Consider the following 25,661-nt stretch of genomic DNA (forward strand, 5'->3'; position numbering starts at 1 on the left):
AACGAAGCTGCACGGTGGACACCTCTTGCCAAGACACAGGCCATCTCCTTCGCGATGAGCAATGTGTCTATTAAAATGTGTCCACCATGTCTCCGAACACCTGTCCACCATGTCTCCGGTACATACACTCCCGGAGGGAGAGGGGACTGATCGCGGTGGATGCGATAGTTACGCCGAAGTGAAATACCGAGTCGAACGGACATTTTGAAAAGCACAAAGATCGGCTCCCTCTCCAGGGGGAGAGGGCTGGGGTGAGGGGCGAAACCACCGCAATTCCAAAGCCAACCACCCGCTTCTAACCACTCAACAATGAGCGTTAGCTCGAGTGCTCTTGATCTTGACCCACCGGCGACGTCGGGAGGCTGAGTGAAGGGATTGATCCCGCAGCGAAGGAACCCGAGCCTGCGAGGGCCGAACGCAGGAGCAAGCGTTTTTTTGCTTATTTTTTTACTGGGCCGGCATTCCGGGCGCTTGTAAAAAAAGTGAGTCGCCGTAAGGGCGAAACCCTAAGCAGCCATCACCGCAGCAACGGATATACACCCAAAGCCCAAAAACACCGGACAACAAAAAGGCGCCCGAAGGCGCCTTTCCAATCCACATCGAGCCGTCAGGCCATCTCTGCCGTAGTTTCGAAGTCGAACGTCAACTCACCATCCTTGATGTCGATGTGCACCACACCGCCATGCTCGGCCAGTTCGCCAAACAGAATCTCCTCCGCCAACGGACGCTTGATCTTGTCCTGGATCAGACGCGCCATCGGACGTGCGCCCATCGCCGAGTCGTAACCACCCGCTGCCAGCCAGCTGCGCGCCGCATCGGTAACCTCAAGCAACACACGCTTGTCTTCCAGCTGCGCCTGAAGCTCGGTGAGGAACTTGTCCACCACGCTCTTGATGACCTCATGACTGAGGCGACCAAACTGGATAATGGTGTCCAGACGGTTACGGAATTCCGGTGTGAAGCTCTTCTTGATCACTTCCATCGCATCGGACGAGTGGTCCTGATGGGTGAAACCGATCGAAGCCCGCGCGGCCGTTTCGGCACCAGCGTTGGTGGTCATGATCACGATCACGTTGCGGAAGTCCGCCTTGCGCCCGTTGTTATCGGTCAGCGTACCGTGATCCATGACCTGCAACAGCAGGTTGAAGACTTCCGGATGCGCCTTCTCGATTTCGTCGAGCAGCAATACGCAATGTGGCTGCTTGGTAATGGCTTCGGTCAACAGACCGCCCTGATCGAAACCGACATAGCCAGGAGGCGCACCGATCAGACGCGATACGGTGTGACGCTCCATGTACTCGGACATGTCGAAACGCACCAGCTCAATGCCCAGGGCCTTGGCGAGTTGTCGCGCGGCCTCGGTTTTACCGACACCGGTAGGCCCGGCAAACAGGAACGAACCGACTGGCTTGTCCGGCGATTTGAGGCCGGCGCGGGACAGTTTGATCGCAGTTGACAGCGAATCGATCGCCGCGTCCTGACCAAACACCGTCAGCTTCAGGTCACGCTCCAGGTTACGCAGCAGCTCCTTGTCGGAACTGGTGACGTGCTTCGGCGGAATCCGCGCGATTTTCGCGACGATGTCCTCGACCTGCGGCACTTCGATACGCTTGACGCGCATCTCCACTGGTTGCAGACGCTGGTAGGCGCCCGCCTCATCGATCACGTCAATGGCCTTGTCCGGCATGTGCCGGTCATTGATGTAGCGCGACGCCAGCTCGGCAGCGGCACGCAACGACTCATCACTGTATTCGATATTGTGATGCTGCTCGAAACGCCCTTTCAGACCACGCAGGATACCGATGGTGTCTTCCACCGATGGCTCGACGACATCGACCTTCTGGAAGCGACGCGCCAAGGCACGATCCTTCTCGAAGATGCCGCGAAATTCCTGGAATGTGGTCGAACCGATGCAGCGAATATCACCAGACGACAACAGCGGCTTGAGCAGGTTGGACGCATCCATCACGCCACCGGACGCAGCGCCAGCACCAATGATGGTGTGGATCTCGTCGATAAACAGAATCGCCTGCGGACGCTTTTTCAGCTCATTGAGCAGCGCCTTGAAGCGCTTCTCGAAATCACCGCGATACTTGGTGCCCGCGAGCAGAGCGCCAAGATCGAGCGAATAAACAACCGCATTGGCCAGCAGATCCGGCACCTGATTGTCGACGATGCGCTTGGCCAGGCCTTCGGCAATCGCGGTTTTACCCACGCCTGCTTCACCGACCAGCAGCGGATTGTTCTTACGCCGGCGCGCGAGAATCTGCGCGACACGCTCGACTTCCGATTCACGGCCGACCAGCGGATCGATGCGACCCTGGCGCGCGAGTTCGTTGAGGTTGCTGGCATAAGCATCCAGAGGATTGCCTGAAGAAGAAGACTCACCGCCCTCGTCGTCCTGCATATCTTGTTCACCTTCAGAGTGATCGCCGTGCCCCGGTACTTTCGAAATGCCGTGGGCGATGTAGTTGACGACATCGATGCGCGCAACGCTCTGCTGTTTCAGCAGGAACACGGCCTGACTCTCTTGCTCACTGAAGATGGCGACCAGCACGTTGGCGCCGGTCACTTCGCGTTTGCCCGAGCTCTGTACGTGAAAAACAGCACGCTGCAGGACACGCTGGAAGCCCAGGGTTGGCTGGGTTTCGCGATCCTCATCATGCACGGGGATCAATGGCGTGGTGGAGTCGATGAACTCCTGCAGATCATGCTTGAGTTTGTCGAGGTTTGCGCCGCAGGCACGCAAAACGGTGGCGGCAGCCTCATTATCCAATAGGGCCAGCAGGAGATGTTCGACGGTCATGAATTCATGACGCTTCGAACGAGCCTCCTTGAAGGCAAGATTGAGAGTGACTTCGAGCTCGCGGTTTAACATAGCTTCACCTCATACCCAAGTGGTCGGCGATTAACCGTCCTTCTCGATTTCACAGAGTAGCGGATGCTGGCTTTCCCTGGCGTACTGGTTGACCTGCATGGCCTTTGTCTCGGCGATGTCGCGGGTAAACACTCCACATACTGCCCGTCCTTCTGTATGGACGGCCAGCATGACCTTGGTCGCCAGCTCGCGATTCAGGTTAAAAAACACCTCGAGCACTTCGACGACGAAATCCATCGGTGTGTAGTCATCGTTGAACAAAACCACCTTGTACATCGGCGGCGCCTGTAACGCGGGCTTTGCTTCCTGAACAGCAACGCCTGCCGAATCGTCGTCGTGCTCCTGTGGAAGATCCTTTTGGAGAAGCGGGCGATCCTGATTGAATGTTAGTCGAATCTGGCTGATTGCATGCATGGAAAAAAAGGTTCGTCAGTTGTGCGAATACAGTGGTGGGGGCGGTTGCACACGTTTTCAACTACGACTGCCCGGTCACCTTGACTATCGGGAAAACGGTGTTACAACCAATAGAGCCCACAGTGGGTAAAAAAGATCCGCGGAGTCAATTCTTTTATCGAATTCGATTGCGGATGTCGTGGATGATACTCCAGCGATGGAGTCTGTTGCAGAGGGATTTGAGCATGGCTGTCGGCAAGGTGAAATGGTTCAACAATGCCAAGGGGTACGGCTTCATCATTGAGGATGGCAAGTCGGAAGACCTGTTTGCGCATTACACGGCGATCAAGATGGATGGATATAAGACCCTTAAGGCCGGGCAAGCCGTGAAATTCGACATCATCCAAGGGCCAAAGGGCCTGCATGCAATCGAAATTCACAACGTCGTCATTGCAGCGCCCGACCCGGCTTTCGGCGGTGCAGTCGGCGCCGCCGCTGCGGCCGCCGCTGCCACGGCCAAAGCGATGAGCTGACTAATTTCCACCTGAACATCAGCCACAAAAAAACCGCCTGAAAATCCAGGCGGTTTTTTGGTTGTCCGAGTTTTACATATGCGAAATCAACGCATCCCCGAACCCGGAAGACGACACCAGCTTCGCGCCATCCATCAAGCGCTCGAAATCATAAGTAACAGTCTTGGCGCCGATCGCACCGTTGGTGCCCTTGATGATCAGGTCCGCCGCTTCGGTCCAGCCCATATGACGCAACATCATCTCGGCCGAGAGAATCAGCGACCCCGGGTTGACCTGGTCCTTGCCGGCATACTTCGGCGCGGTACCGTGGGTCGCTTCGAACATCGCCACGGTGTCGGACAGGTTGGCACCCGGCGCAATACCGATACCACCCACTTCCGCCGCCAGCGCGTCGGACAGGTAATCACCGTTGAGGTTAAGCGTAGCGATCACATCGTATTCGGCCGGGCGCAGCAGGATCTGCTGGAGCATGGCGTCGGCGATGGCGTCCTTGACCACAACATTCTTGCCGGTTTTCGGATTCTTGAACTGCATCCACGGACCGCCGTCGAGCAGGGTCGCGCCGAACTCTTCAGCCGCTACTTCGTAGGCCCATTCCTTGAAGGCACCTTCGGTGAACTTCATGATGTTGCCTTTGTGCACGATGGTCAGCGAGTCGCGGTCATTGTCGACCACATATTGCAGAGCCTTGCGCGCCAGACGCTTGGTGCCTTCGCGGGAGACCGGCTTGACGCCGATGCCGCAGTTTTCGTCGAAACGGATCTTGGTGACGCCCATTTCTTCTTTAAGGAATTTGATGACCTTGGTGGCTTCCGGCGAACCGGCCTTCCATTCGATACCGGCGTAGATGTCTTCGGAGTTCTCGCGGAAGATGGTCATGTCGACATCGCCAGGCTTTTTCACCGGGCTTGGCACGCCTTCGAACCAGCGCACCGGGCGCAGGCAGACGTACAGGTCGAGTTGCTGACGCAGGGCCACGTTCAGCGAGCGGATACCGCCACCGACCGGAGTGGTCAGCGGGCCTTTGATGGAGACCACGTAATCCTTGACCGCGTCGAGGGTTTCCTGCGGCAGCCAGGTGTCCTGATCATAAACCTGAGTGGCCTTTTCGCCGGCGTAGACTTCCATCCAGGAAATCTTGCGCTTGCCGCCGTAGGCCTTTTCAACAGCAGCATCGACAACCTTGATCATCACCGGACTGATGTCGACACCAATACCGTCACCTTCGATGAAGGGGATGATCGGGTTATCAGGAACATTGAGAGAATGGTCTGCATTGACAGTGATTTTGTCACCGACGGCTGGAACCTGAATCTTCTTGTAACCCATGCTGAACTCCATTGTTTGGATTGAACACCTGGCTTGCTTCGAGCGTAACCCAGTTGAATCAACACGCAAGCCCTATGTTCCTGCGCCGCGCACATCTCGTTTCCTACAAGCCTGAAAGCAAAGGGAAAAGCGCCAAACTCCAGCATTCGTAACGAGTCTTTGCCCGGTCGCGCCCTGCGACCTTTAGACCAATGGACGAGAATCGTTGCATATGAACCATCGGCAGATTGCCAGCTACCTATGTATAATGCCGCCCGCTGACCACAGGGTCACGACGGCTGGCCTCTCTAGCACGAGACTTTCCGCCTGATTGGTCGGGTTGTTACCGCAGCCTGACTGCTTGACGCTCTACTGATGCACCCAACATCACCGCGAAGAATCTCGACATTCGGTTCATGGATGACTTTGAACGAACGCGCTTACCCGGCGCCCCTCGAGTTTCTGCGCACGCTTTAGCAAAGAAGAGAGAGTTAATCCGAATATGCCCACCCGCTCGAAGATCATCTATACCTTCACCGACGAAGCTCCTGCCCTCGCCACCTATTCCCTGCTGCCGATCATCGAGGCTTACACCGCCTCGGCCGATATCGCCGTGGAAACCCGCGATATCTCTCTTGCAGCGCGCATCCTGGCAAGCTTCCCCGAGCAACTGGGCGACAAAGCCGTAGCCGACCACCTCGCCGAACTGGGCGACCTGGCCGTTACGCCTGAAGCCAACATCATCAAGCTGCCGAACATCAGTGCTTCGGTGCCACAGCTGCAAGCCGCGATCAAAGAGCTGCAGGCGCAGGGCTACAACCTGCCGGACTACCCGGAAACCGTGACCAGCGACGCCGACAAAGACGCCAAGGCGCGTTACGACAAGGTCAAGGGCAGCGCCGTGAACCCGGTTCTGCGTGAAGGCAACTCCGACCGTCGCGCTCCGCTGTCGGTGAAGAACTACGCGCGCAAGCACCCGCACAAAATGGGCGCCTGGGCCAAGGACTCCAAGTCTCACGTCGCGCACATGAGCACCGGCGATTTCTACGGCAGCGAAAAAGCTGTCCTGATCGACGCCGCTGACGCTGTGAAGATCGAACTGATCGCCAAGGACGGTGCTGCCACCGTTCTGAAAGAAAAAACCACCGTTCAGGCTGGCGAGATCCTCGACTGCGCCGTGATGAGCAAAAACGCCTTGCGTGCGTTCATCGCTGCCGAGATCGAAAGCGCCAAGGCCCAGGGCGTGCTGCTCTCGGTTCACCTGAAAGCGACCATGATGAAGGTCTCCGACCCGATCATGTTCGGCCAGATCGTTGCCGAGTTCTATAAAGACGCACTGACCAAGCACGCCGAAGTGCTGAACCAGATCGGCTTCAACCTGAACAACGGCATCGGCGATCTGTACGCACGCATCAAGGCCCTGCCGGCCGAGCAGCAAGCCCAGATCGAAGCCGATATCGCAGCGGTCTACGCCGTTCGTCCGTCGCTGGCGATGGTCAACTCCGACAAAGGCATTACCAACCTGCACGTGCCGAGCGACGTCATCGTTGACGCCTCGATGCCAGCGATGATCCGTGACTCCGGCAAGATGTGGGGCACCGACGGCCAACTGCACGACACCAAGGCTGTAATCCCGGATCGTTGCTACGCGACCATCTACCAGGCTGTGATCGAAGATTGCAAAGCCAACGGCGCTTTCGATCCGACCACCATGGGCAGCGTGCCGAACGTCGGCCTGATGGCGAAAAAAGCCGAAGAGTACGGCTCCCACGACAAGACCTTCCAGATCAAGGCTGACGGCGTTGTTCGCGTCACCGACAGCAAAGGCAAGCTGCTGATGGAACAGGCTGTCGAAGCCGGCGACATCTTCCGCATGTGCCAGACCAAAGACGCGCCGATCCAGGACTGGGTCAAACTGGCCGTCAACCGTGCTCGCGCGAGCAGCACGCCGGCGATCTTCTGGCTCGACCCGATGCGCGCTCACGATGGCGTGGTGATCGAGAAGGTTCAGGCCTACCTGAAGGATCACGACACCAGCGGTCTGGACATCCAGATCATGGCGCCGGTCGACGCGATGAAGTACACCCTGCAGCGCACCCGCGAAGGCAAGGACACCATTTCGGTGACCGGCAACGTACTGCGCGACTACCTGACCGACCTGTTCCCGATCATGGAACTGGGCACCAGCGCCAAGATGCTGTCGATCGTACCGCTGATGAATGGCGGTGGTCTGTTCGAAACCGGCGCCGGCGGTTCGGCGCCGAAGCACGTGCAGCAACTGGTTGAAGAAAACTTCCTGCGCTGGGATTCGCTGGGTGAGTTCCTTGCCCTCGCCGCTTCCCTTGAGCACCTGGGTGTGAACTACAACAACCCGAAAGCACTGGTGCTGTCGAAAACCCTGGACCAGGCCACCGGTCAGTTCCTCGACAACAACAAGTCGCCATCGCGCAAAGTCGGCAACATCGACAACCGCGGCAGCCACTTCTACCTGGCGATGTACTGGGCTCAGGCCCTGGCCGCCCAGACTGAAGACGCTGCACTGCAAGCGCAGTTCGCGACTCTGGCCAAAACCCTGACCGAGAACGAAGCGACCATCGTTGCCGAGCTCAACGCCGTGCAGGGCAAGCCAGTCGACATCGGCGGTTACTACCACGCCGACGCCGAGTTGATCAGCAAGGCCATGCGCCCAAGCGCAACCTTCAACGCGGCGATTGCTGCGCTGGTTTAAGGTTGTAATGGGAACATCACAAACCCCGGCCTTGTGCCGGGGTTTGTGTTTCCGGGTTTTATGATCACCACAAAACTTTGTGGGAGCTGGCTTGCCAGCGATGGCGGTTTATCATCCAGCATGGATGGTGACTGGACCACCGCTATCGCTGCGATGCGGCGTTCCGACAAGCCAGCTCCCACAGGGATTGGGGTTTAACCAATAGATTGAGGAAGGTTTTATGGAATGGCTCCCCCACATCACCGTCGCCACCATCGTCGAGGACAACGGCCGCTTCCTGATGGTCGAAGAGCACAAGGGCGGGCGCAATGTGCTCAACCAGCCCGCCGGTCATCTCGACCCGGATGAAACCCTGATCGACGCGGCGATTCGCGAAACCCTCGAAGAAACCGGCTGGGACGTCGAACCCACCGGCGTGATCGGCATTTATCTGTATACCGCACCGAGCAACGGCGTGACTTACCAGCGCATATGCTTCAGCGCCAAAGCCGTGCAGCATCACCCGGATTACCAACTCGACGACGGCATTGTCGGCGCCAAGTGGCTGACCCGCGACGAATTAATCGCCCAGCGCGACAACTGGCGCAGTGAACTGATCATCCGTTGCATCGACGATTATCTGGCCGGTCATCACTTCAGCCTCGAACTGATCCGCCCTTCTCTTTAGCCTTGCGGCCGTGAGCCTGATAGAATCGCGCCCTTTTCCAAGACACTCATTGAATCCCTATGCGTGATCCAGCCCCTTCTGACACATCCAAGAAGCGCGTCATTGTCGGCATGTCCGGCGGCGTGGACTCTTCCGTTTCTGCCCTTCTGCTGATCGAGCAGGGTTATGAAGTGGAAGGCCTGTTCATGAAGAACTGGGAAGAAGACGACGGAACGGAATACTGCACCGCCATGGACGACCTGGCGGATGCTCAGGCTGTCTGCGACAAGATCGGCATCAAGCTGCACACCGCCAACTTTGCCGCCGAGTACTGGGACAACGTGTTCGAACACTTCCTCGCCGAATACAAGGCGGGGCGCACGCCGAACCCGGACATCCTGTGCAACCGCGAGATCAAGTTCAAAGCGTTTCTCGACTACGCGATGATGCTCGGCGCCGACCTGATCGCCACTGGTCACTACGTGCGCCGCCGCGACATCGATGGCCGCACCGAACTGCTCAAGGGCCTCGATCCGAACAAGGATCAGAGCTATTTCCTGCACGCCGTTGGTGGCGAACAGATCGCCAAGACCCTGTTCCCGGTCGGCGAACTGGAAAAGCCTGAAGTCCGCGCGATTGCCGAGAAATACGAACTGGCCACCGCCAAGAAGAAGGATTCCACCGGGATCTGCTTCATCGGCGAGCGCCGTTTCAGCGATTTCCTCAAGCAGTACCTGCCGGCACAACCGGGTGAGATCAAGACCACCGAAGGCGAAGTCATCGGCCGTCACCACGGCTTGATGTACCATACCATCGGCCAGCGCCAGGGCCTCGGCATCGGCGGCTTGAAGGATGCCGGCGATGAGCCGTGGTACGTGCTGCGCAAGGATCTGCAGACCAACGAGCTGATCGTCGGTCAGGGCAACAACCATCCATGGCTGTTCTCCAGCGCCCTGCTCGCTTCGGAAATCTACTGGGTCAATCCGATCGATCTGAGCCAGCCGCTGCGCCTGACGGCGAAAGTGCGCTATCGCCAGAGCGATCAGGCCTGCACCCTGGAAAAAACCGCCAGCGGCTATCGCGCCGTGTTCGACGAACCGCAACGTGCGGTGACGCCGGGCCAGTCGGTGGTTTTCTATGACGGTGAAATCTGCCTCGGCGGCGGCGTGATCGAAGTGGCCGAGCCGTGGAGCGGCCAGGCATGAGCCCGACTCAGGAGCAACTGACAGCGCTGGGCGGTGTGTTTCTCGCCGCCGTGCTGGTCGATCGCATCGCCAAGACCGGCCAGACCAACGAAGCGGGCCTGAGCTGCATGCTCGGCAGCCTGCTGGTCCGCGACCCAAAAGATACACTGGACGTGTACGGCGGCGACGACATCAATCTGCGCGAGGGTTATCGCGCGCTGATTGGCGCCCTTGAGCGCGATCCGAGCACCTTGCAGCGCGAACCATTGCGCTATGCCCTGTCGATGCTAGGTCTGGAGCGGCAACTGGCCAAGCGTGACGACATGCTTGAGACGATTGCCAAACGCCTGCCGCAGATTCAGTCACAGGTGGAGCATTTTGGCCCCGCCCACGAAAACGTCGTCGCCGCTTGCGGTGCGTTGTACCAGGACACGTTGAGCACCCTGCGCCAGCGTATTCAGGTGCACGGCGACATGCGCAACCTGCAGCAGCCGAGCAACGCCTCGAAAATCCGCGCCCTGCTCCTCGCGGGTATCCGTTCGGCGCGCCTGTGGCGTCAGCTCGGTGGTCATCGCTGGCAGTTGGTGATCAGCCGCCGCAAGTTGCTTAAAGAGCTTTATCCGTTGATGCGCAGCGAGTAAACGCCGCGTCATGAAGGCTTTGTAGTCTGTAACGCGTAATACGCCGGTCAGTTGGCGACGGACCGGCGGATTTTTTCATGTATGATACGCGCCCCATTTCGTTGCCCGACTGTCCGAGAACACCCCATGCAGCTCTCTTCGCTCACTGCGGTTTCCCCTGTTGACGGCCGCTACGCCGGCAAAACCCAGGCCCTGCGCCCGATTTTCAGCGAGTACGGCCTGATCCGTGCCCGCGTTCTGGTTGAAGTGCGCTGGCTCCAGCGCCTGGCCGCCCACGCTGGCATCCCTGAAGTGCCAGCCTTCTCCGCCGAGGCCAACGCCGTTCTCAACGAACTGGCTGAAAACTTCTCGCTGGAGCACGCCGAGCGCGTCAAAGAGATCGAGCGCACCACCAACCACGACGTCAAAGCGATCGAATACCTGCTCAAAGAGCAGGCGGCCAAGCTGCCGGAGCTGGCCAAGGTCAGCGAATTCATTCACTTTGCCTGCACCAGTGAAGACATCAACAACCTGTCCCACGCCCTGATGCTGCGCGAAGGCCGTGACGACGTGATGCTGCCGCTGATGCGCCAGACTGCCAATGCCATCCGCGAACTGGCGATCCGTTTCGCCGACGTGCCGATGCTGTCGCGCACCCACGGCCAGCCGGCTTCGCCGACCACACTGGGTAAAGAGCTGGCGAACGTGGTTTACCGTCTCGAGCGTCAGATCGCTCAGGTCGCTGCCGTACCGCTGCTGGGCAAGATCAACGGCGCCGTCGGCAACTACAACGCGCACCTGTCGGCCTACCCGCAGATCGACTGGGAAGCCAATGCCCGCGCCTTCATCGAAGACGAACTGGGCCTGGGCTTCAACCCGTACACCACGCAGATCGAACCGCACGACTACATCGCCGAGCTGTTCGACGCCATTGCGCGCTTCAACACCATCCTGATCGACTTCGACCGCGACATCTGGGGCTACATTTCCCTGGGTTATTTCAAGCAGCGCACCATCGCTGGCGAAATCGGTTCGTCGACCATGCCGCACAAGGTCAACCCGATCGACTTCGAAAATTCCGAAGGCAACCTGGGCATCGCCAACGCACTGTTCCAGCACCTGGCGAGCAAGCTGCCGATTTCCCGCTGGCAGCGCGACCTGACCGACTCCACCGTCCTGCGCAACCTCGGTGTCGGCTTCGCCCACAGCGTGATCGCTTACGAAGCCAGCCTCAAAGGCATCAGCAAACTCGAGCTCAACGAGCAGAAGATTGCCGCCGACCTCGACGCTTGCTGGGAAGTACTGGCCGAGCCTATCCAGACCGTGATGCGTCGCTACAACATCGAAAACCCGTACGAAAAGCTGAAAGAACTGACCCGTGGCAAGGGCATCAGCCCTGAAGCGCTGCAGACTTTCATCGATGGCCTGGACATGCCAGCCGAAGCCAAAGCCGAGCTCAAGCAACTGACTCCGGCCAACTACATCGGCAACGCAGTGGCACAAGCCAAACGCATCTGATCGACCGTTTGCCCCGCTTGAGACGCCCGGCCGCGCCGGGCGTTTTTATTCCCGTCTGAAAAGTGCTTTTTTTCAATAGGTTACATATGAATTCCGATATTCCTCTTCAACTTCTGGGCGGCCTCACAGCACGCGAATTCCTGCGTGACTACTGGCAGAAAAAACCGCTGCTGATCCGTCAGGCGATTCCTGACTTCGAAAGCCCGATCGACGCCGACGAACTGGCCGGCCTGGCCCTGGAAGAAGAAGTCGAATCGCGCCTGGTCATCGAGCACGGCGAGCGTCCATGGGAATTGCGTCGCGGCCCGTTCGCCGAAGACGAGTTCAGCAAATTGCCAGAGAAAGAGTGGACGCTGCTGGTGCAGGCGGTTGACCAGTTCGTGCCGGACGTCAGCGAACTGCTGGAAAACTTCCGCTTCCTGCCGAGCTGGCGCGTCGACGACGTGATGATCAGCTTCGCCGCCCCGGGTGGCAGCGTCGGCCCGCATTTCGACAACTACGATGTGTTCCTGCTGCAGGGCCATGGCAAGCGCAACTGGAAAATCGGCCAGATGTGCGATTCCGAGAGCCCGCTGCTGCAACACGCCGACCTGCGCATCCTCGCTGAATTCCACGAAACCGAAGAATGGGTGCTGGAACCGGGCGACATGCTCTACCTGCCGCCGCGCCTGGCCCATTGCGGCGTCGCGGTCGACAACTGCATGACCTACTCGGTCGGCTTCCGCGCGCCAAGCGCCGCTGAAGTGCTGACCCACTTCACCGACTTCCTCAGCCAGTTCCTGACCGACGAAGAGCGCTACACCGATGCCGACGCCAAGCCGGCGGTCGATCCGCACCAGATTCAACACGATGCGCTGGATCGCCTGAAAAGCCTGCTCGCCGAGCACATGAGCGACGAGCGTCTGCTGCTGACCTGGTTCGGCCAGTACATGACCGAGCCGCGCTACCCGGAACTGGTGGTCGGCCCGGAAGACGTCGAAGAAGAAGACTTCCTCGCCGCCCTGCAGGATGGCGCCGTGCTGATCCGCAACCCGAGCGCGCGCCTGGCCTGGTCGGAAGTCGACGACGATCTCCTGCTGTTCGCCAGTGGCCAGAGCCGCTACCTGCCGGGCAAGCTGCGCGAGCTGCTGAAGCTGATCTGCGCCGCTGACGCCCTGCACGCCGATAACCTCGGCGAGTGGCTGAGCGACGAAGACGGCCGCAGCCTGCTCTGCGAACTGGTCAAGCAAGGAAGCCTGGGGTTCGCCGATGAATAAAATTCGCGTTCGTGTCGCAGACTGGCAGAAGGATATCGCCGAGATCCGGCGCATTCGTGAAACGGTGTTCATCGCCGAACAATCGGTGCCACCCGAGCTTGAGTGGGACGCCGATGACGCGACCGCCGTGCATTTTCTGGCGTTCGAAGGCGACTTCCCGATCGGCACTGCGCGGCTGTTGCCCGACGGCCACATCGGCCGCGTTTCAGTACTCAAAGACTGGCGCGGAATGAAGGTCGGTGATGCGCTGATGCAAGCGGTCATCACCGAAGCTGAAGCACGCGGTTTGAAGCAGCAGAAGCTCAGCGCTCAGGTGCAAGCCACGGCGTTCTACGAGCGCCTGGGTTTCAGCCTGGTCAGCGAAGAGTTTCTTGAGGCCGGGATTCCGCATGTCGACATGGTTCGGCATTCGGCCTGATTGAAAGCGATTCCGAGACACCTGTAGTTACCTGTGGTGAGGGGATTTATCCCCGCTGGGCTGCGAAGCAGCCCCAAATCCAGAAAATTCGGTGAGTCAGTTAAATCGAGCGCGCTGGGTCGGCGACTGCTGTGCAGCCGAGCGGGGATAAATCCCCTCGCCACAGTGGCCTTGAGAACACCACTAAACGCCCCGCCATCCACCGATGCCGGGGCGTTTTGCTGTCTACGATTCAACTTGCCCCATTCCGGGCCGACAAACTGGCAATATCAAGCCTTTCGAACGCGGAGATAACGGACATGTCCCTACGCACCCTGCTCACCACCCTGCTGCTCGGCTGCAGTTTTTCGGTGCTGGCAGCCACAGAAATCGTCCCCCTCAAATACCACACCAGCGCTGACATGTTGCCAGTGGCGCAGGATTTCATCGGCCAGGACGGTCAGGTCAGCGCTTACGGCAACCAACTGATTGTCAAAGCCGAGCCGGGCAAGATTCAGGAGTTGAAGGATCTGCTGGCGCAACTCGATACCGCACCGAAGCGCTTGCTGATCACCGTCGACACCAACGAAAACAACGGCCGTGGCGACGAAGGTTATGCGGTCAATGGCGCCCAGCCGAGCCAGACCCGGATCATCAGCCGCAGCACTACCAGCCGCAACGGCGGCGTTCAGCAAGTGCAGACCAGCGAAGGCACTCCGGCGCTGATCCAGGTCGGCCAGAGCGTGCCGATCACCAACACCCAGAGCGATTCCTACGGCGGTTACAGCAGCGAGACTCAATACCGCAACGTCACCCAGGGTTTCTACGTCACCGCCAGCGTCACCGGCGAGACCGTTCATCTGGCGATCAGTACCAACCGTGACCGCATGAGCCAGGAACGTCCCGATGTAGTGACCGTGCAAAGCACCGACACAACCGTCACCGGGCGCCTCGGTGAGTGGATCACTCTGGCGGGCGTCAACAGCCAGACTCAGGCCGATAAACAGGGCCTGACCCGCAGCTACTCGACTCAAGGCCGGGATGACATGACCTTGCGGGTGAAAGTCGACACGCTGGACTAAAGCACCGAAAACTGACTGATTAGTCGTATTAGACGAAAGATGTAGTGCTTGAAAAAAAGCACTACAAAACGTTTGACGCGAAAAAAAAGCGAAGGCATGATGGCCTCGCTCCCGCTAATCAGAGGCCCTGGCAAGGGCCTTCGAAGCGCCGCTCGCACCTACCCCGCGAGCCGTTTCGTGTCTGTACCGCCCACAAGGTGTGTTTGACGAGGTTGCCGACTGGAACGAAGTTGTCCCGAGGGACGGAAGCGTATTTAGGTAACCCGGCTTCACGCTGTTGTCCGTATAAAGGCCCACGACGCCCGCATGCGCCCCGCAGTCCGCCACTACCTGCTCACTTCCCCTCGAGCCCATCGTTCATCCCGTCGCCTACCCCGCCGAATCCGACTTGACCACCTAAGCTTCTGGTCAGCGAGCGCAGGAATTTTCCACCGCAGAACAACTTTTCATAAAAGACGCGACGAGGTTTATCTCCATGGCACTGACACGCGAACAGCAAATTGCAGCCCTCGAAAAAGACTGGGCCGAGAACCCGCGCTGGAAAGGCGTGACTCGCACTTACTCCGCTGCCGACGTGGTCCGCCTGCGTGGCTCGGTTCAGCCAGAGCACACCTTCGCGAAGATGGGCGCCGAGAAGCTGTGGAATCTGGTCACCCAGAGTGCCAAGCCGTCCTTCCGTCCAGAGAAAGATTTCGTCAACTGCATGGGCGCCCTGACTGGCGGCCAGGCTGTTCAGCAGGTCAAGGCCGGTATCCAGGCGATCTACCTGTCCGGCTGGCAGGTGGCTGCGGACAACAACTCCGCAGAATCCATGTACCCGGACCAGTCGCTGTACCCGGTGGACTCGGTGCCAACCGTGGTCAAGCGCATCAACAACTCGTTCCGTCGTGCCGACCAGATCCAGTGGAAAGCCGGCAAGAACCCGGGCGATGAAGGCTACATCGACTACTTCGCGCCAATCGTGGCCGACGCTGAAGCCGGTTTCGGCGGCGTACTCAATGCCTACGAGCTGATGAAGAGCATGATCGAAGCAGGCGCCGCCGGCGTTCACTTCGAAGACCAACTGGCTTCGGTGAAGAAATGCGGCCACATGGGCGGCAAGGTTCTGGTGCCGACCCAGGAAGCTGTACAGAAGCTGACCGCTGCCCGTCTGGCCGCTGACGTTGCCGGCACGCCGACCATCATCCTGGCCCGCACCGACGCCAACGCGGCTGACCTGCTGACTTCCGACTGCGACCCGTACGATCAGCCATTCGTGACCGGCGAGCGTACTCAGGAAGGTTTCTACAAGGTACGTGCCGGCCTGGATCAAGCGATCGCCCGTGGCCTGGCTTACGCGCCGTACGCCGATCTGATCTGGTGCGAAACCGCCAAACCGGATCTGGAAGAAGCCCGTCGCTTCGCTGAAGCGATCAAAAAGGAATACCCGGACCAGCTGCTGTCGTACAACTGCTCGCCTTCCTTCAACTGGAAGAAGAACCTGGACGACGCGACCATCGCCAAGTTCCAGCGCGAACTGTCCGCCATGGGCTACAAGCACCAGTTCATCACCCTGGCCGGCATTCACAACATGTGGCACAGCATGTTCAACCTGGCGCACGACTACGCCCGCAACGACATGACTGCCTACGTGAAGCTGCAAGAGCAGGAATTCGCTGACGCCGCCAAGGGCTACACCTTCGTTGCGCACCAGCAGGAAGTGGGCACTGGCTACTTCGACGACATGACCACCGTGATCCAGGGCGGCTCGTCCTCGGTGACCGCGCTGACCGGTTCGACCGAAGAAGAACAGTTCCACTGATTCGGCTTCACGTGAGCAAACGGCCTTTGCGGATCGAATAAAAAGCTAACCGCAGAGCCGCAAGACTGACGCCCCGACTGGATCGGGGCGTTTTTTTGCCTGTTGGAATCTCAAAGACACTACAAATCCCCTGTGGGAGCGAGCCTGCTCGCGAAGGCGATAAGTCAGCTTGCACATTTGGAGGCTGATCCACCGCTTTCGCGAGCAGGCTCGCTCCCACAGGGCTACCGTCAGCCGCGAGACGAAACATTGATCTGAAGCGCTACAAGCGTCAGAAATTTCCGTTAAAACGGTAGGCTTCGCTACTTGCAGTAACGCGCAAGTAAGACAACTTCCCAGCCACTCACTCGTTAAACAGTTACAAAACCGCGCCAAACGATATCAATTATCATTTAGCCGCAACTATGTTCGTTACAAACTCTACAAAACATAATTGATGGAAACCCGCCTAATGCCCGCAACGCATGGGCCGCAGCGCCTTCAGGAGACGCTATGTCCTTAATCCGGTAAATAATTTCGCCTTTGGAATTTTACTTGCCGGGTGTTTAGCCATAAAATCAGCCCGATTGATTGCTGCGACATATCGTCACTGCCTTATTTCTTTATCAAGCTCAGAGACCTTTGCTCTCTGTTAAGGATTACCAGCATGCCCGAAGCGACAGGACTCATGGCCCACAACTGGGGCTTTGCCATTTTCCTTCTGGGTGTCGTTGGCCTGTGTGCCTTCATGCTTGGCGTCTCCAGCCTCCTCGGGTCAAAAGCCTGGGGTCGCAGCAAAAACGAACCGTTCGAGTCGGGCATGCTACCTACCGGTGGCGCCCGCTTGCGGCTCTCAGCCAAATTCTATCTGGTCGCGATGCTCTTCGTGATCTTCGATATCGAAGCCCTCTTTCTCTTTGCATGGTCTGTGTCCGTCCGCGAAAGCGGCTGGACCGGATTCGTCGAAGCTCTCGTTTTCATAGCAATTCTGTTGGCAGGTCTTGTCTACCTGTTCCGAGTGGGCGCCCTTGACTGGGCTCCGGAAGCTCGTCGCAAGCGGCAGGCGAAGCTGAAACAATGAGGCTTTGGCAATGCAATACAATCTCACCAGGATCGACCCCGATGCTCCTAACGAGCAGTATCCGATTGGCCAGCGGGAAACCGTTGCCGATCCGTTAGAAGATCAAGTCCACAAAAACATTTTCATGGGCAAGCTGGAAGACGTGCTGAGTGGCGCGGTCAACTGGGGACGTAAGAACTCCCTGTGGCCGTACAACTTCGGCCTGTCGTGCTGCTACGTGGAAATGACCACCGCCTTCACGGCGCCCCACGACATCGCGCGCTTTGGCGCCGAAGTGATCCGGGCCTCGCCGCGTCAGGCCGACTTCATGGTTATCGCCGGTACCTGCTTCATCAAGATGGCGCCGATCATCCAGCGTCTCTACGAGCAAATGCTCGAGCCGAAATGGGTTATCTCCATGGGTTCGTGCGCCAACTCCGGCGGCATGTACGACATCTACTCCGTGGTTCAAGGGGTGGACAAGTTCCTGCCCGTGGACGTCTACGTACCTGGCTGCCCGCCCCGTCCGGAAGCATTTCTGCAAGGCTTGATGCTGTTGCAGGAATCGATTGGACAGGAGCGTCGTCCGCTTTCCTGGGTCGTTGGTGATCAAGGCGTGTATCGCGCCGACATGCCATCACAGAAGGAACAGCGCCGCGAACAGCGAATCGCAGTCACCAATCTGCGCAGCCCTGACGAAGTCTGATCCAGTTCTGTTCCAAGTAACGAGAAGCTGGCTTCATTCTTTACGTTGACCGAAAGCGAAAAAATAACCATGACTACAGGCAGTGCTCTGTACATCCCGCCTTACAAGGCAGACGACCAGGATGTGGTCGTCGAACTGAACAACCGTTTTGGCGCCGAAGCGTTCACCGCGCAGGCAACCCGCACCGGCATGCCGGTGCTGTGGGTGGCCCGTGCCAGACTGGTTGAAGTCCTGACTTTCCTGCGCAACCTGCCCAAGCCGTACGTCATGCTCTATGACCTGCACGGCGTGGACGAGCGTCTGCGCACCAAGCGTCAAGGGCTGCCGACCGGCGCCGATTTCACCGTGTTCTATCACCTCATGTCGCTGGAGCGTAATAGTGACGTGATGATCAAGGTGGCCTTGTCCGAAGGCGACCTCAGCATGCCTTCCGTCACCAGCATCTGGCCGAACGCCAACTGGTACGAGCGCGAAGTCTGGGACATGTTCGGCATCGACTTCAAAGGCCACCCGCACCTGTCGCGCATCATGATGCCGCCGACCTGGGAAGGTCACCCGCTGCGCAAGGACTTCCCGGCGCGCGCCACCGAATTCGATCCGTACAGCCTCAACCTCGCCAAGCAGCAGCTGGAAGAGGAGGCCGCGCGCTTTCGTCCGGAAGACTGGGGCATGAAGCGTTCCGGTGCCAACGAGGACTACATGTTCCTCAACCTCGGCCCGAACCACCCTTCGGCGCACGGTGCGTTCCGCATCATCCTGCAGCTGGACGGCGAAGAGATCGTCGATTGCGTCCCGGACATCGGTTACCACCACCGTGGCGCCGAGAAGATGGGCGAGCGCCAGTCCTGGCACAGCTACATTCCGTACACTGACCGCATCGACTACCTCGGCGGCGTGATGAACAACCTGCCGTACGTGCTCTCGGTCGAGAAGCTCGCCGGCATCAAAGTGCCGCAGAAGGTCGACGTCATCCGCATCATGATGGCCGAGTTCTTCCGGATCACCAGTCACCTGCTGTTCCTCGGTACCTACATCCAGGACGTCGGCGCCATGACCCCGGTGTTCTTCACCTTCACCGACCGCCAGAAGGCGTACACGGTGATCGAGGCGATTACCGGTTTCCGTCTGCACCCGGCCTGGTACCGCATCGGCGGCGTCGCCCACGACCTGCCGCGCGGCTGGGAAAAACTGGTCAAGGACTTCGTCGAGTGGATGCCCAAGCGTCTGGACGAATACACCAAGGCTGCCTTGCAGAACAGCATCCTCAAGGGTCGTACCATCGGCGTTGCCGCCTACAACACCAAAGAAGCCCTGGAATGGGGCGTCACCGGTGCCGGCCTGCGCTCGACCGGTTGCGATTTCGACCTGCGTAAAGCGCGTCCGTACTCGGGCTACGAGAACTTCGAATTCGAAGTGCCGCTGGCCGTCAACGGCGATGCCTACGACCGCTGCATGGTCCGCGTTGAAGAGATGCGCCAGAGCATCAAGATCATCGACCAGTGCATGCGCAACATGCCGGAAGGCCCGTACAAGGCGGATCACCCGCTGACCACGCCGCCGCCGAAAGAGCGCACGCTGCAGCACATCGAAACCCTGATCACGCACTTCCTGCAGGTTTCGTGGGGCCCGGTCATGCCGGCCAACGAATCCTTCCAGATGATCGAAGCGACCAAGGGCATCAACAGTTATTACCTGACGAGCGACGGCGGCACCATGAGCTACCGTACCCGGATTCGCACCCCGAGCTTCCCGCACCTGCAGCAGATCCCTTCGGTGATCAAAGGCAGCATGGTCGCGGACTTGATTGCGTACCTGGGTAGTATCGACTTCGTTATGGCCGACGTGGACCGCTAAGCATGAACAGCACGCTTATCCAGACAGACCGTTTCACCCTCAGTGAAACCGAGCGCTCGGCCATCGAGCACGAGTTGCATCACTACGAAGACCCGCGCGCGGCGTCGATCGAAGCCCTGAAGATCGTTCAGAAAGAACGCGGCTGGGTGCCGGACGGCGCCCTGTACGCGATTGGCGAGATCCTCGGCATCCCGGCCAGCGACGTTGAAGGCGTGGCGACGTTCTATAGCCAGATCTTCCGTCAGCCGGTCGGCCGCCACATCATTCGCGTCTGCGACAGCATGGTCTGCTACATCGGCGGCCACGAGTCGGTGGTCAGCGAAATCCAGAACAATCTGGGCATTGGCCTGGGTCAGACCACCGCCGACGGTCGTTTCACCCTGCTGCCTGTCTGCTGCCTCGGCAACTGCGACAAGGCACCGGCGCTGATGATCGACGACGACACCTTTGGCGACGTGCAGCCTGCTGGCGTGGCCAAACTGCTCGAGGGCTACGTATGACCCTGACATCTTTTGGTCCAGCCAACCGCATCCAGCGCTCGGCCGAGACTCACCCGCTGACCTGGCGTCTGCGTGATGACGGCGAAGCCGTGTGGCTCGACGAGTACCAAGCCAAGAACGGTTACGCCGCTGCACGCAAAGCCTTCGCCGAGATGGATCAGGACGCTATCGTCCAGACCGTCAAAGACGCTGGCCTCAAGGGTCGCGGCGGTGCCGGCTTCCCCACTGGCGTGAAGTGGGGCCTGATGCCCAAGGACGAATCCATCAACATCCGCTACCTGCTGTGCAACGCGGATGAAATGGAGCCGAACACCTGGAAAGACCGCATGCTGATGGAGCAACTGCCCCATCTGCTGATCGAAGGCATGCTGATCAGTGCCCGCGCGCTGAAAACCTACCGTGGCTACATCTTCCTGCGTGGCGAATACACCACCGCCGCCAAGCACCTCAACCGTGCGGTGGAAGAAGCCAAGGCGGCCGGCCTGCTGGGCAAGAACATTCTCGGCAGCGGTTTCGACTTCGAGCTGTTCGTCCACACCGGCGCCGGGCGTTACATCTGCGGTGAAGAAACCGCACTGATCAACTCCCTCGAAGGCCGCCGCGCCAACCCGCGCTCCAAGCCGCCCTTCCCTGCCGCCGTCGGCGTGTGGGGCAAGCCGACCTGCGTGAACAACGTCGAAACCCTGTGCAACGTGCCGGCGATCATTGCCGACGGCGTTGACTGGTACAAATCGTTGGCCCGCGAAGGTTCCGAAGACATGGGCACCAAGCTCATGGGCTTCTCCGGCAAGGTCAAGAACCCGGGCCTGTGGGAACTGCCATTCGGCGTCACCGGTCGTGAACTGTTCGAAGACTACGCCGGCGGCATGCGCGACGGCTTCAAGCTCAAGGCCTGGCAGCCAGGCGGTGCCGGTACCGGTTTCCTCCTGCCCGAGCACCTCGACGCACAAATGTACGCCGGCGGCATTGCCAAGGTCGGCACCCGGATGGGTACCGGTCTGGCGATGGCGGTGGACGACAGCGTCAACATGGTCTCGCTGCTGCGCAACATGGAGCAGTTCTTCGCCCGCGAATCCTGCGGTTTTTGCACACCGTGCCGCGATGGTCTGCCATGGAGCGTCAAGCTGCTGATGGCCATCGAACAGGGCAAGGGCCAGCCGGGCGACATCGAGACCCTGCTGGGTCTGGTCGGTTTCCTCGGCCCGGGCAAGACCTTCTGTGCTCACGCACCGGGTGCCGTGGAGCCGCTGGGCAGCGCCATCAAATACTTCCGTCCAGAGTTCGAAGCCGGTATCGCGCCTGTCAGCGCCGCCGTCCCGCCTCTGGCAAGGCCGATCGTAGTCGGCGCGTAAACGCTTAAAAAGGCGAAGGGTCCGTGCCCTTCGCCTTTCGTCCGATGACGCCCTTCGGGGCTGTTTGGATTCGGACGCATAACAAGATTCCATTAGCCACGCCCGCTGACACCGGGCCAACGAAGACCTTTGAACCATGGCCACTATCCACGTAGACGGCAAAGCGCTCGAAGTCGACGGGGCAGACAACCTGTTACAGGCATGTCTGTCGCTGGGCCTCGACATTCCATATTTCTGCTGGCACCCCGCGCTTGGTAGCGTCGGGGCCTGCCGCCAGTGCGCGGTCAAGCAGTACACCGACGAGAACGACACCCGTGGTCGCATCGTCATGTCCTGCATGACCCCGGCCACCGACAACACCTGGATCTCCATCGACGATGAAGAATCCAAGGCGTTCCGCGCCAGTGTTGTCGAATGGCTGATGACCAACCACCCGCACGACTGCCCGGTGTGCGAGGAAGGCGGTCACTGCCACCTGCAAGACATGACAGTGATGACCGGCCACAACGAGCGCCGTTATCGCTTCAGCAAACGCACCCACCAGAACCAGCAACTCGGCCCGTTCATTTCCCACGAAATGAACCGCTGCATCGCTTGCTACCGCTGCGTGCGTTTCTACAAGGACTACGCCGGCGGCACCGACCTCGGTGTGTTTGGCGCCCACGACAACGTGTACTTCGGTCGCGTTGAAGACGGCACCCTCGAAAGCGAGTTCTCCGGCAACCTCACCGAGGTCTGCCCGACCGGTGTATTCACCGACAAGACTCACTCCGAGCGCTACAACCGCAAGTGGGACATGCAGTTCGCGCCAAGCATCTGCCATGGCTGCTCGAGCGGTTGCAACATTTCCCCGGGCGAGCGTTACGGTGAACTGCGTCGCATCGAAAACCGCTTCAACGGTTCGGTGAACCAGTACTTCCTCTGCGACCGTGGCCGTTTCGGTTATGGCTACGTCAACCGCACCGACCGTCCACGTCAGCCGCTGCTGGCCGACGGCACCAAGCTGAGCCTTGACGCTGCGCTGGACAAAGCCGCCGACCTGCTGCGCGGGCGCAACATCGTCGGCATCGGTTCGCCGCGTGCCAGCCTCGAAAGCAACTACGCGTTGCGCGAACTGGTCGGCGCCGAGCATTTCTACTCGGGCATTGAGGCTTCCGAGCTGGAGCGCATCCGTCTGGTCCTGCAGGTGCTGAACGACAGCCCGCTGCCAGTGCCGAACATGCGCGACATCGAAGACCACGACGCGATTTTCGTCCTCGGCGAAGACCTGACCCAGACCGCTGCGCGTATGGCGCTGGCCCTGCGTCAGTCGGTCAAGGGCAAGGCTGAAGACATGGCCGAAGCCATGCGCGTACAGCCTTGGCTCGACGCGGCGGTGAAGAACATCGGCCAGCACGCGCTGAACCCGTTGTTCATCGCCAGCCTCGCCGAAACCAAGCTCGACGACGTTGCCGAAGAGTGCGTGCACGCCGCTCCGGATGATCTGGCGCGCATCGGTTTTGCCGTTGCTCACGCACTGGATGCCAGCGCCCCGGCCGTTGAAGGTCTGGACGCCGAAGCCCTGGAACTGGCGCAGCGCATCGCCGATGCCCTGCTCGCCGCCAAGCGTCCGCTGATCATCGCCGGTACTTCGCTGGGCTCCAAAGCCCTGATCGAAGCTGCCGCGAACATCGCCAAAGCCCTGAAGCTACGCGAGAAGAACGGTTCGATCAGCCTGATCGTGCCGGAGGCCAACAGCCTCGGTCTGGCCATGCTCGGTGGCGAATCGGTCGACGCCGCGCTGCAAGCGGTCATCGACGGCAAGGCCGACGCTATCGTCGTGCTGGAAAACGATCTGTACACCCGCACTGCCAACGCCAAGGTCGATGCTGCGCTGAACGCTGCAAAAGTGGTGATCGTTGCTGACCATCAGAAAACCGCCACCACTGATCGCGCGCACCTGGTTCTGCCAGCGGCGAGCTTCGCCGAGGGCGACGGTACGCTGGTCAGCCAGGAAGGCCGCGCCCAGCGCTTCTTCCAGGTTTTCGATCCGCAATACATGGATGCGAGCATTCTGGTGCACGAAGGCTGGCGCTGGCTGCACGCCCTGCGCGCGACCCTGCTGAACCAGCCGATCGACTGGACGCAACTCGACCATGTCACCGCCGCCGTTGCCTCGAGCACTGCGCAACTGGCACGTATCGTCGATGCTGCACCGTCGGCGGCTTTCCGCATCAAGGGTCTGAAACTGGCCCGTGAGCCGCTGCGTTATTCCGGCCGCACCGCCATGCGCGCCGATATCAGCGTTCACGAACCACGCACCCCGCAAGACCAGGACACCGCGTTCGCCTTCTCCATGGAAGGTTACTCGGGCTCCGCCGAACCGCGTCAGCAGGTGCCATTCGCATGGTCGCCGGGCTGGAACTCGCCACAAGCGTGGAACAAGTTCCAGGACGAAGTCGGTGGTCATCTGCGTGCTGGCGACCCGGGCACACGCCTGATCGAAAGCACCGGTGATTCGCTGAACTGGTTCGCCGCTGCGCCGCGTGCGTTCAACCCGGCGCCGGGTACCTGGCAAGCCGTGCCGTTCTTCCACCTGTTCGGCAGTGAAGAAAACTCTTCGAAAGCCGCCCCGGTACAGGAACGCATTCCGGCACCTTACGTCGCGCTGGCGAAATCCGAAGCGGATCGCCTCGGCGTCAACGACGGTGCCCTGCTGAGCCTGAACGTGGCCGGTCAGACATTGCGTCTGCCGCTGCGCATCAATGAAGAACTGGGCGCCGGTCTGGTGGCATTGCCTGCGGGCATCGCCGGCATTCCACCGGCATTCGCCGGCGTGTCCGTCGACGGTCTGCAGGAGGCAGCGCAATGACCTGGTTCCCCCCTGAAGTGATCGATGTGATCCTGACGGTCATCAAAGCCATCGTGATCCTGCTGGCCGTAGTGGTTGCAGGCGCCTTGCTCAGCTTTGTCGAACGTCGCCTGCTGGGCTGGTGGCAGGACCGTTACGGTCCGAACCGCGTTGGCCCGTTCGGCATGTTCCAGATCGCCGCCGACATGCTGAAGATGTTCTTCAAGGAAGACTGGACGCCGCCGTTTGCCGACAAGGTGATCTTCACCCTGGCGCCGGTGGTGGCCATGTCCGCCCTGCTGATCGCCTTTGCGATCATCCCGATCACCCCGACCTGGGGCGTGGCGGATCTGAACATCGGCCTGCTGTTCTTCTTCGCCATGGCCGGTCTGTCGGTCTACGCGGTGCTGTTCGCCGGCTGGTCGAGCAACAACAAGTTCGCCCTGCTCGGCAGCTTGCGTGCCTCGGCGCAGACCGTGTCCTACGAAGTGTTCATGGGCCTGGCCCTGATGGGCATCGTCGTCCAGGTCGGCTCGTTCAACATGCGCGACATCGTCGAGTACCAGGCGCAGAACCTGTGGTTCATCATTCCGCAGTTCTTCGGCTTCTGTACCTTCTTCATCGCTGGTGTCGCCGTGACTCACCGTCACCCGTTCGACCAGCCGGAAGCGGAACAGGAACTGGCCGACGGTTACCACATTGAATACGCCGGTATGAAATGGGGCATGTTCTTCGTCGGTGAATACATCGGCATCATCCTGATCTCGGCGCTGCTGGTCACCCTGTTCTTCGGTGGCTGGCACGGTCCGTTCGGCATCCTGCCGCAACTGTCCTTCGTCTGGTTCGCACTGAAGACCGCGTTCTTCATCATGCTGTTCATCCTGCTGCGCGCTTCGATCCCGCGTCCGCGCTATGACCAAGTGATGGATTTCAGCTGGAAATTCTGCCTGCCACTGACCCTGATCAATTTGCTGGTGACCGCTGCGGTTGTGTTGATGAACACGCCTGCGGTTGCGGTTCAGTGAGGATTTGACCC

20 protein-coding genes are annotated in these 25,661 nt (G+C 59.7%); 17 read left to right on the plus strand and 3 right to left on the minus strand.

Going from position 1 to position 25,661, the window contains the following annotated elements:
- Positions 1–607 precede the first annotated feature (607 nt).
- The gene (gene clpA, locus OC605_RS00005) at positions 608–2,878 is read right to left on the minus strand and encodes an ATP-dependent Clp protease ATP-binding subunit ClpA (RefSeq protein WP_016775266.1); all 2,271 of its coding nucleotides are present in this window, start codon (positions 2,876–2,878) and stop codon (positions 608–610) included.
- A 30-nt stretch (positions 2,879–2,908) separates the two neighbouring features.
- Entirely contained in the window at positions 2,909–3,292 is a 384-nt protein-coding gene (gene clpS / locus OC605_RS00010) for an ATP-dependent Clp protease adapter ClpS (protein ID WP_011334948.1), read from the minus strand.
- A 224-nt stretch (positions 3,293–3,516) separates the two neighbouring features.
- Between clpS and cspD the strand changes: the two genes are divergently transcribed.
- On the plus strand, positions 3,517–3,804 hold the full coding sequence (gene cspD, locus OC605_RS00015) for a cold shock domain-containing protein CspD (RefSeq protein ID WP_262135980.1): 288 nt from the start codon (positions 3,517–3,519) through the stop codon (positions 3,802–3,804).
- A 72-nt stretch (positions 3,805–3,876) separates the two neighbouring features.
- Here the strand turns inward: cspD and icd are convergent, their stop codons facing one another.
- Positions 3,877–5,133 (minus strand): NADP-dependent isocitrate dehydrogenase, encoded by a 1,257-nt coding sequence (gene icd / locus OC605_RS00020; protein ID WP_024013414.1) that lies wholly within the window; start codon positions 5,131–5,133, stop codon positions 3,877–3,879.
- A gap of 481 nt (positions 5,134–5,614) precedes the next feature.
- On the opposite strand from icd, the gene OC605_RS00025 reads away from it, so the two are divergent.
- The 16 genes from OC605_RS00025 to nuoH all read left to right on the plus strand — a co-directional run bounded on the left by OC605_RS00025 (position 5,615) and on the right by nuoH (position 25,650).
- A complete protein-coding gene (locus OC605_RS00025) occupies positions 5,615–7,840 on the plus strand; it encodes an NADP-dependent isocitrate dehydrogenase (RefSeq protein ID WP_130900628.1) in 2,226 nt (741 codons plus the stop codon).
- Positions 7,841–8,060: 220 nt separating this feature from the next.
- Positions 8,061–8,507 (plus strand): NUDIX hydrolase, encoded by a 447-nt coding sequence (locus OC605_RS00030; RefSeq protein ID WP_016775271.1) that lies wholly within the window; start codon positions 8,061–8,063, stop codon positions 8,505–8,507.
- A gap of 59 nt (positions 8,508–8,566) precedes the next feature.
- Positions 8,567–9,691 (plus strand): tRNA 2-thiouridine(34) synthase MnmA, encoded by a 1,125-nt coding sequence (mnmA, locus tag OC605_RS00035; RefSeq protein WP_071172900.1) that lies wholly within the window; start codon positions 8,567–8,569, stop codon positions 9,689–9,691.
- Positions 9,688–10,311 carry a high frequency lysogenization protein HflD gene (gene hflD, locus OC605_RS00040; protein ID WP_039763308.1) on the plus strand — a complete coding sequence of 208 codons (624 nt, stop codon included), beginning with the start codon at positions 9,688–9,690 and terminating at the stop codon, positions 10,309–10,311. The genes mnmA and hflD overlap by 4 nt, the downstream gene beginning before the upstream one ends.
- A gap of 126 nt (positions 10,312–10,437) precedes the next feature.
- Positions 10,438–11,808: an adenylosuccinate lyase gene (purB, locus tag OC605_RS00045; protein ID WP_003223822.1), complete on the plus strand. Its 1,371-nt coding sequence runs from the start codon at positions 10,438–10,440 to the stop codon at positions 11,806–11,808.
- 86 nt (positions 11,809–11,894) lie between these two features.
- Positions 11,895–13,064 carry a cupin domain-containing protein gene (locus OC605_RS00050; protein ID WP_262135981.1) on the plus strand — a complete coding sequence of 390 codons (1,170 nt, stop codon included), beginning with the start codon at positions 11,895–11,897 and terminating at the stop codon, positions 13,062–13,064.
- On the plus strand, positions 13,057–13,482 hold the full coding sequence (locus OC605_RS00055) for a GNAT family N-acetyltransferase (protein WP_125927406.1): 426 nt from the start codon (positions 13,057–13,059) through the stop codon (positions 13,480–13,482). Before OC605_RS00050 ends, OC605_RS00055 begins: the two co-directional genes overlap by 8 nt.
- 299 nt (positions 13,483–13,781) lie before the next feature.
- Positions 13,782–14,543 carry a secretin N-terminal domain-containing protein gene (locus tag OC605_RS00060; protein WP_206421887.1) on the plus strand — a complete coding sequence of 254 codons (762 nt, stop codon included), beginning with the start codon at positions 13,782–13,784 and terminating at the stop codon, positions 14,541–14,543.
- Between the two features lie 475 nt (positions 14,544–15,018).
- Positions 15,019–16,344: an isocitrate lyase gene (aceA, locus tag OC605_RS00065; protein WP_262135983.1), complete on the plus strand. Its 1,326-nt coding sequence runs from the start codon at positions 15,019–15,021 to the stop codon at positions 16,342–16,344.
- Between the two features lie 646 nt (positions 16,345–16,990).
- On the plus strand, positions 16,991–17,404 hold the full coding sequence (locus tag OC605_RS00070; RefSeq protein WP_003223812.1) for an NADH-quinone oxidoreductase subunit A: 414 nt from the start codon (positions 16,991–16,993) through the stop codon (positions 17,402–17,404).
- 10 nt (positions 17,405–17,414) lie between these two features.
- Positions 17,415–18,089 carry a NuoB/complex I 20 kDa subunit family protein gene (locus OC605_RS00075; RefSeq protein WP_016775278.1) on the plus strand — a complete coding sequence of 225 codons (675 nt, stop codon included), beginning with the start codon at positions 17,415–17,417 and terminating at the stop codon, positions 18,087–18,089.
- Between the two features lie 69 nt (positions 18,090–18,158).
- Entirely contained in the window at positions 18,159–19,943 is a 1,785-nt protein-coding gene (gene nuoC, locus OC605_RS00080; RefSeq protein WP_016775279.1) for an NADH-quinone oxidoreductase subunit C/D, read from the plus strand.
- Positions 19,944–19,945: 2 nt separating this feature from the next.
- Positions 19,946–20,443 carry an NADH-quinone oxidoreductase subunit NuoE gene (nuoE, locus tag OC605_RS00085; RefSeq protein WP_003223804.1) on the plus strand — a complete coding sequence of 166 codons (498 nt, stop codon included), beginning with the start codon at positions 19,946–19,948 and terminating at the stop codon, positions 20,441–20,443.
- Positions 20,440–21,795 (plus strand): NADH-quinone oxidoreductase subunit NuoF, encoded by a 1,356-nt coding sequence (gene nuoF / locus OC605_RS00090; RefSeq protein ID WP_024013417.1) that lies wholly within the window; start codon positions 20,440–20,442, stop codon positions 21,793–21,795. The genes nuoE and nuoF overlap by 4 nt, the downstream gene beginning before the upstream one ends.
- 136 nt (positions 21,796–21,931) lie before the next feature.
- A complete protein-coding gene (nuoG, locus tag OC605_RS00095; protein ID WP_186566394.1) occupies positions 21,932–24,646 on the plus strand; it encodes an NADH-quinone oxidoreductase subunit NuoG in 2,715 nt (904 codons plus the stop codon).
- On the plus strand, positions 24,643–25,650 hold the full coding sequence (gene nuoH, locus OC605_RS00100; protein WP_262135984.1) for an NADH-quinone oxidoreductase subunit NuoH: 1,008 nt from the start codon (positions 24,643–24,645) through the stop codon (positions 25,648–25,650). The genes nuoG and nuoH overlap by 4 nt, the downstream gene beginning before the upstream one ends.
- The last annotated feature ends 11 nt before the right edge of the window (positions 25,651–25,661 follow it).

It is taken from the genome of Pseudomonas sp. Marseille-Q5117, from assembly GCF_946901175.1.
GTDB classification, from domain to species: Bacteria; Pseudomonadota; Gammaproteobacteria; order Pseudomonadales; family Pseudomonadaceae; genus Aquipseudomonas; species Aquipseudomonas iranensis.

Coding starts and splice junctions, on each gene's coding strand:
- clpA (WP_016775266.1), bottom strand. CDS start 2,878: ATGTTAAACCGCGAGCTCGAAGTCACTCTCAATCTTGCCTTCAAGGAG.
- clpS (WP_011334948.1), bottom strand. CDS start 3,292: ATGCATGCAATCAGCCAGATTCGACTAACATTCAATCAGGATCGCCCG.
- cspD (WP_262135980.1), top strand. CDS start 3,517: ATGGCTGTCGGCAAGGTGAAATGGTTCAACAATGCCAAGGGGTACGGC.
- icd (WP_024013414.1), bottom strand. CDS start 5,133: ATGGGTTACAAGAAGATTCAGGTTCCAGCCGTCGGTGACAAAATCACT.
- OC605_RS00025 (WP_130900628.1), top strand. CDS start 5,615: ATGCCCACCCGCTCGAAGATCATCTATACCTTCACCGACGAAGCTCCT.
- OC605_RS00030 (WP_016775271.1), top strand. CDS start 8,061: ATGGAATGGCTCCCCCACATCACCGTCGCCACCATCGTCGAGGACAAC.
- mnmA (WP_071172900.1), top strand. CDS start 8,567: ATGCGTGATCCAGCCCCTTCTGACACATCCAAGAAGCGCGTCATTGTC.
- hflD (WP_039763308.1), top strand. CDS start 9,688: ATGAGCCCGACTCAGGAGCAACTGACAGCGCTGGGCGGTGTGTTTCTC.
- purB (WP_003223822.1), top strand. CDS start 10,438: ATGCAGCTCTCTTCGCTCACTGCGGTTTCCCCTGTTGACGGCCGCTAC.
- OC605_RS00050 (WP_262135981.1), top strand. CDS start 11,895: ATGAATTCCGATATTCCTCTTCAACTTCTGGGCGGCCTCACAGCACGC.
- OC605_RS00055 (WP_125927406.1), top strand. CDS start 13,057: ATGAATAAAATTCGCGTTCGTGTCGCAGACTGGCAGAAGGATATCGCC.
- OC605_RS00060 (WP_206421887.1), top strand. CDS start 13,782: ATGTCCCTACGCACCCTGCTCACCACCCTGCTGCTCGGCTGCAGTTTT.
- aceA (WP_262135983.1), top strand. CDS start 15,019: ATGGCACTGACACGCGAACAGCAAATTGCAGCCCTCGAAAAAGACTGG.
- OC605_RS00070 (WP_003223812.1), top strand. CDS start 16,991: ATGCCCGAAGCGACAGGACTCATGGCCCACAACTGGGGCTTTGCCATT.
- OC605_RS00075 (WP_016775278.1), top strand. CDS start 17,415: ATGCAATACAATCTCACCAGGATCGACCCCGATGCTCCTAACGAGCAG.
- nuoC (WP_016775279.1), top strand. CDS start 18,159: ATGACTACAGGCAGTGCTCTGTACATCCCGCCTTACAAGGCAGACGAC.
- nuoE (WP_003223804.1), top strand. CDS start 19,946: ATGAACAGCACGCTTATCCAGACAGACCGTTTCACCCTCAGTGAAACC.
- nuoF (WP_024013417.1), top strand. CDS start 20,440: ATGACCCTGACATCTTTTGGTCCAGCCAACCGCATCCAGCGCTCGGCC.
- nuoG (WP_186566394.1), top strand. CDS start 21,932: ATGGCCACTATCCACGTAGACGGCAAAGCGCTCGAAGTCGACGGGGCA.
- nuoH (WP_262135984.1), top strand. CDS start 24,643: ATGACCTGGTTCCCCCCTGAAGTGATCGATGTGATCCTGACGGTCATC.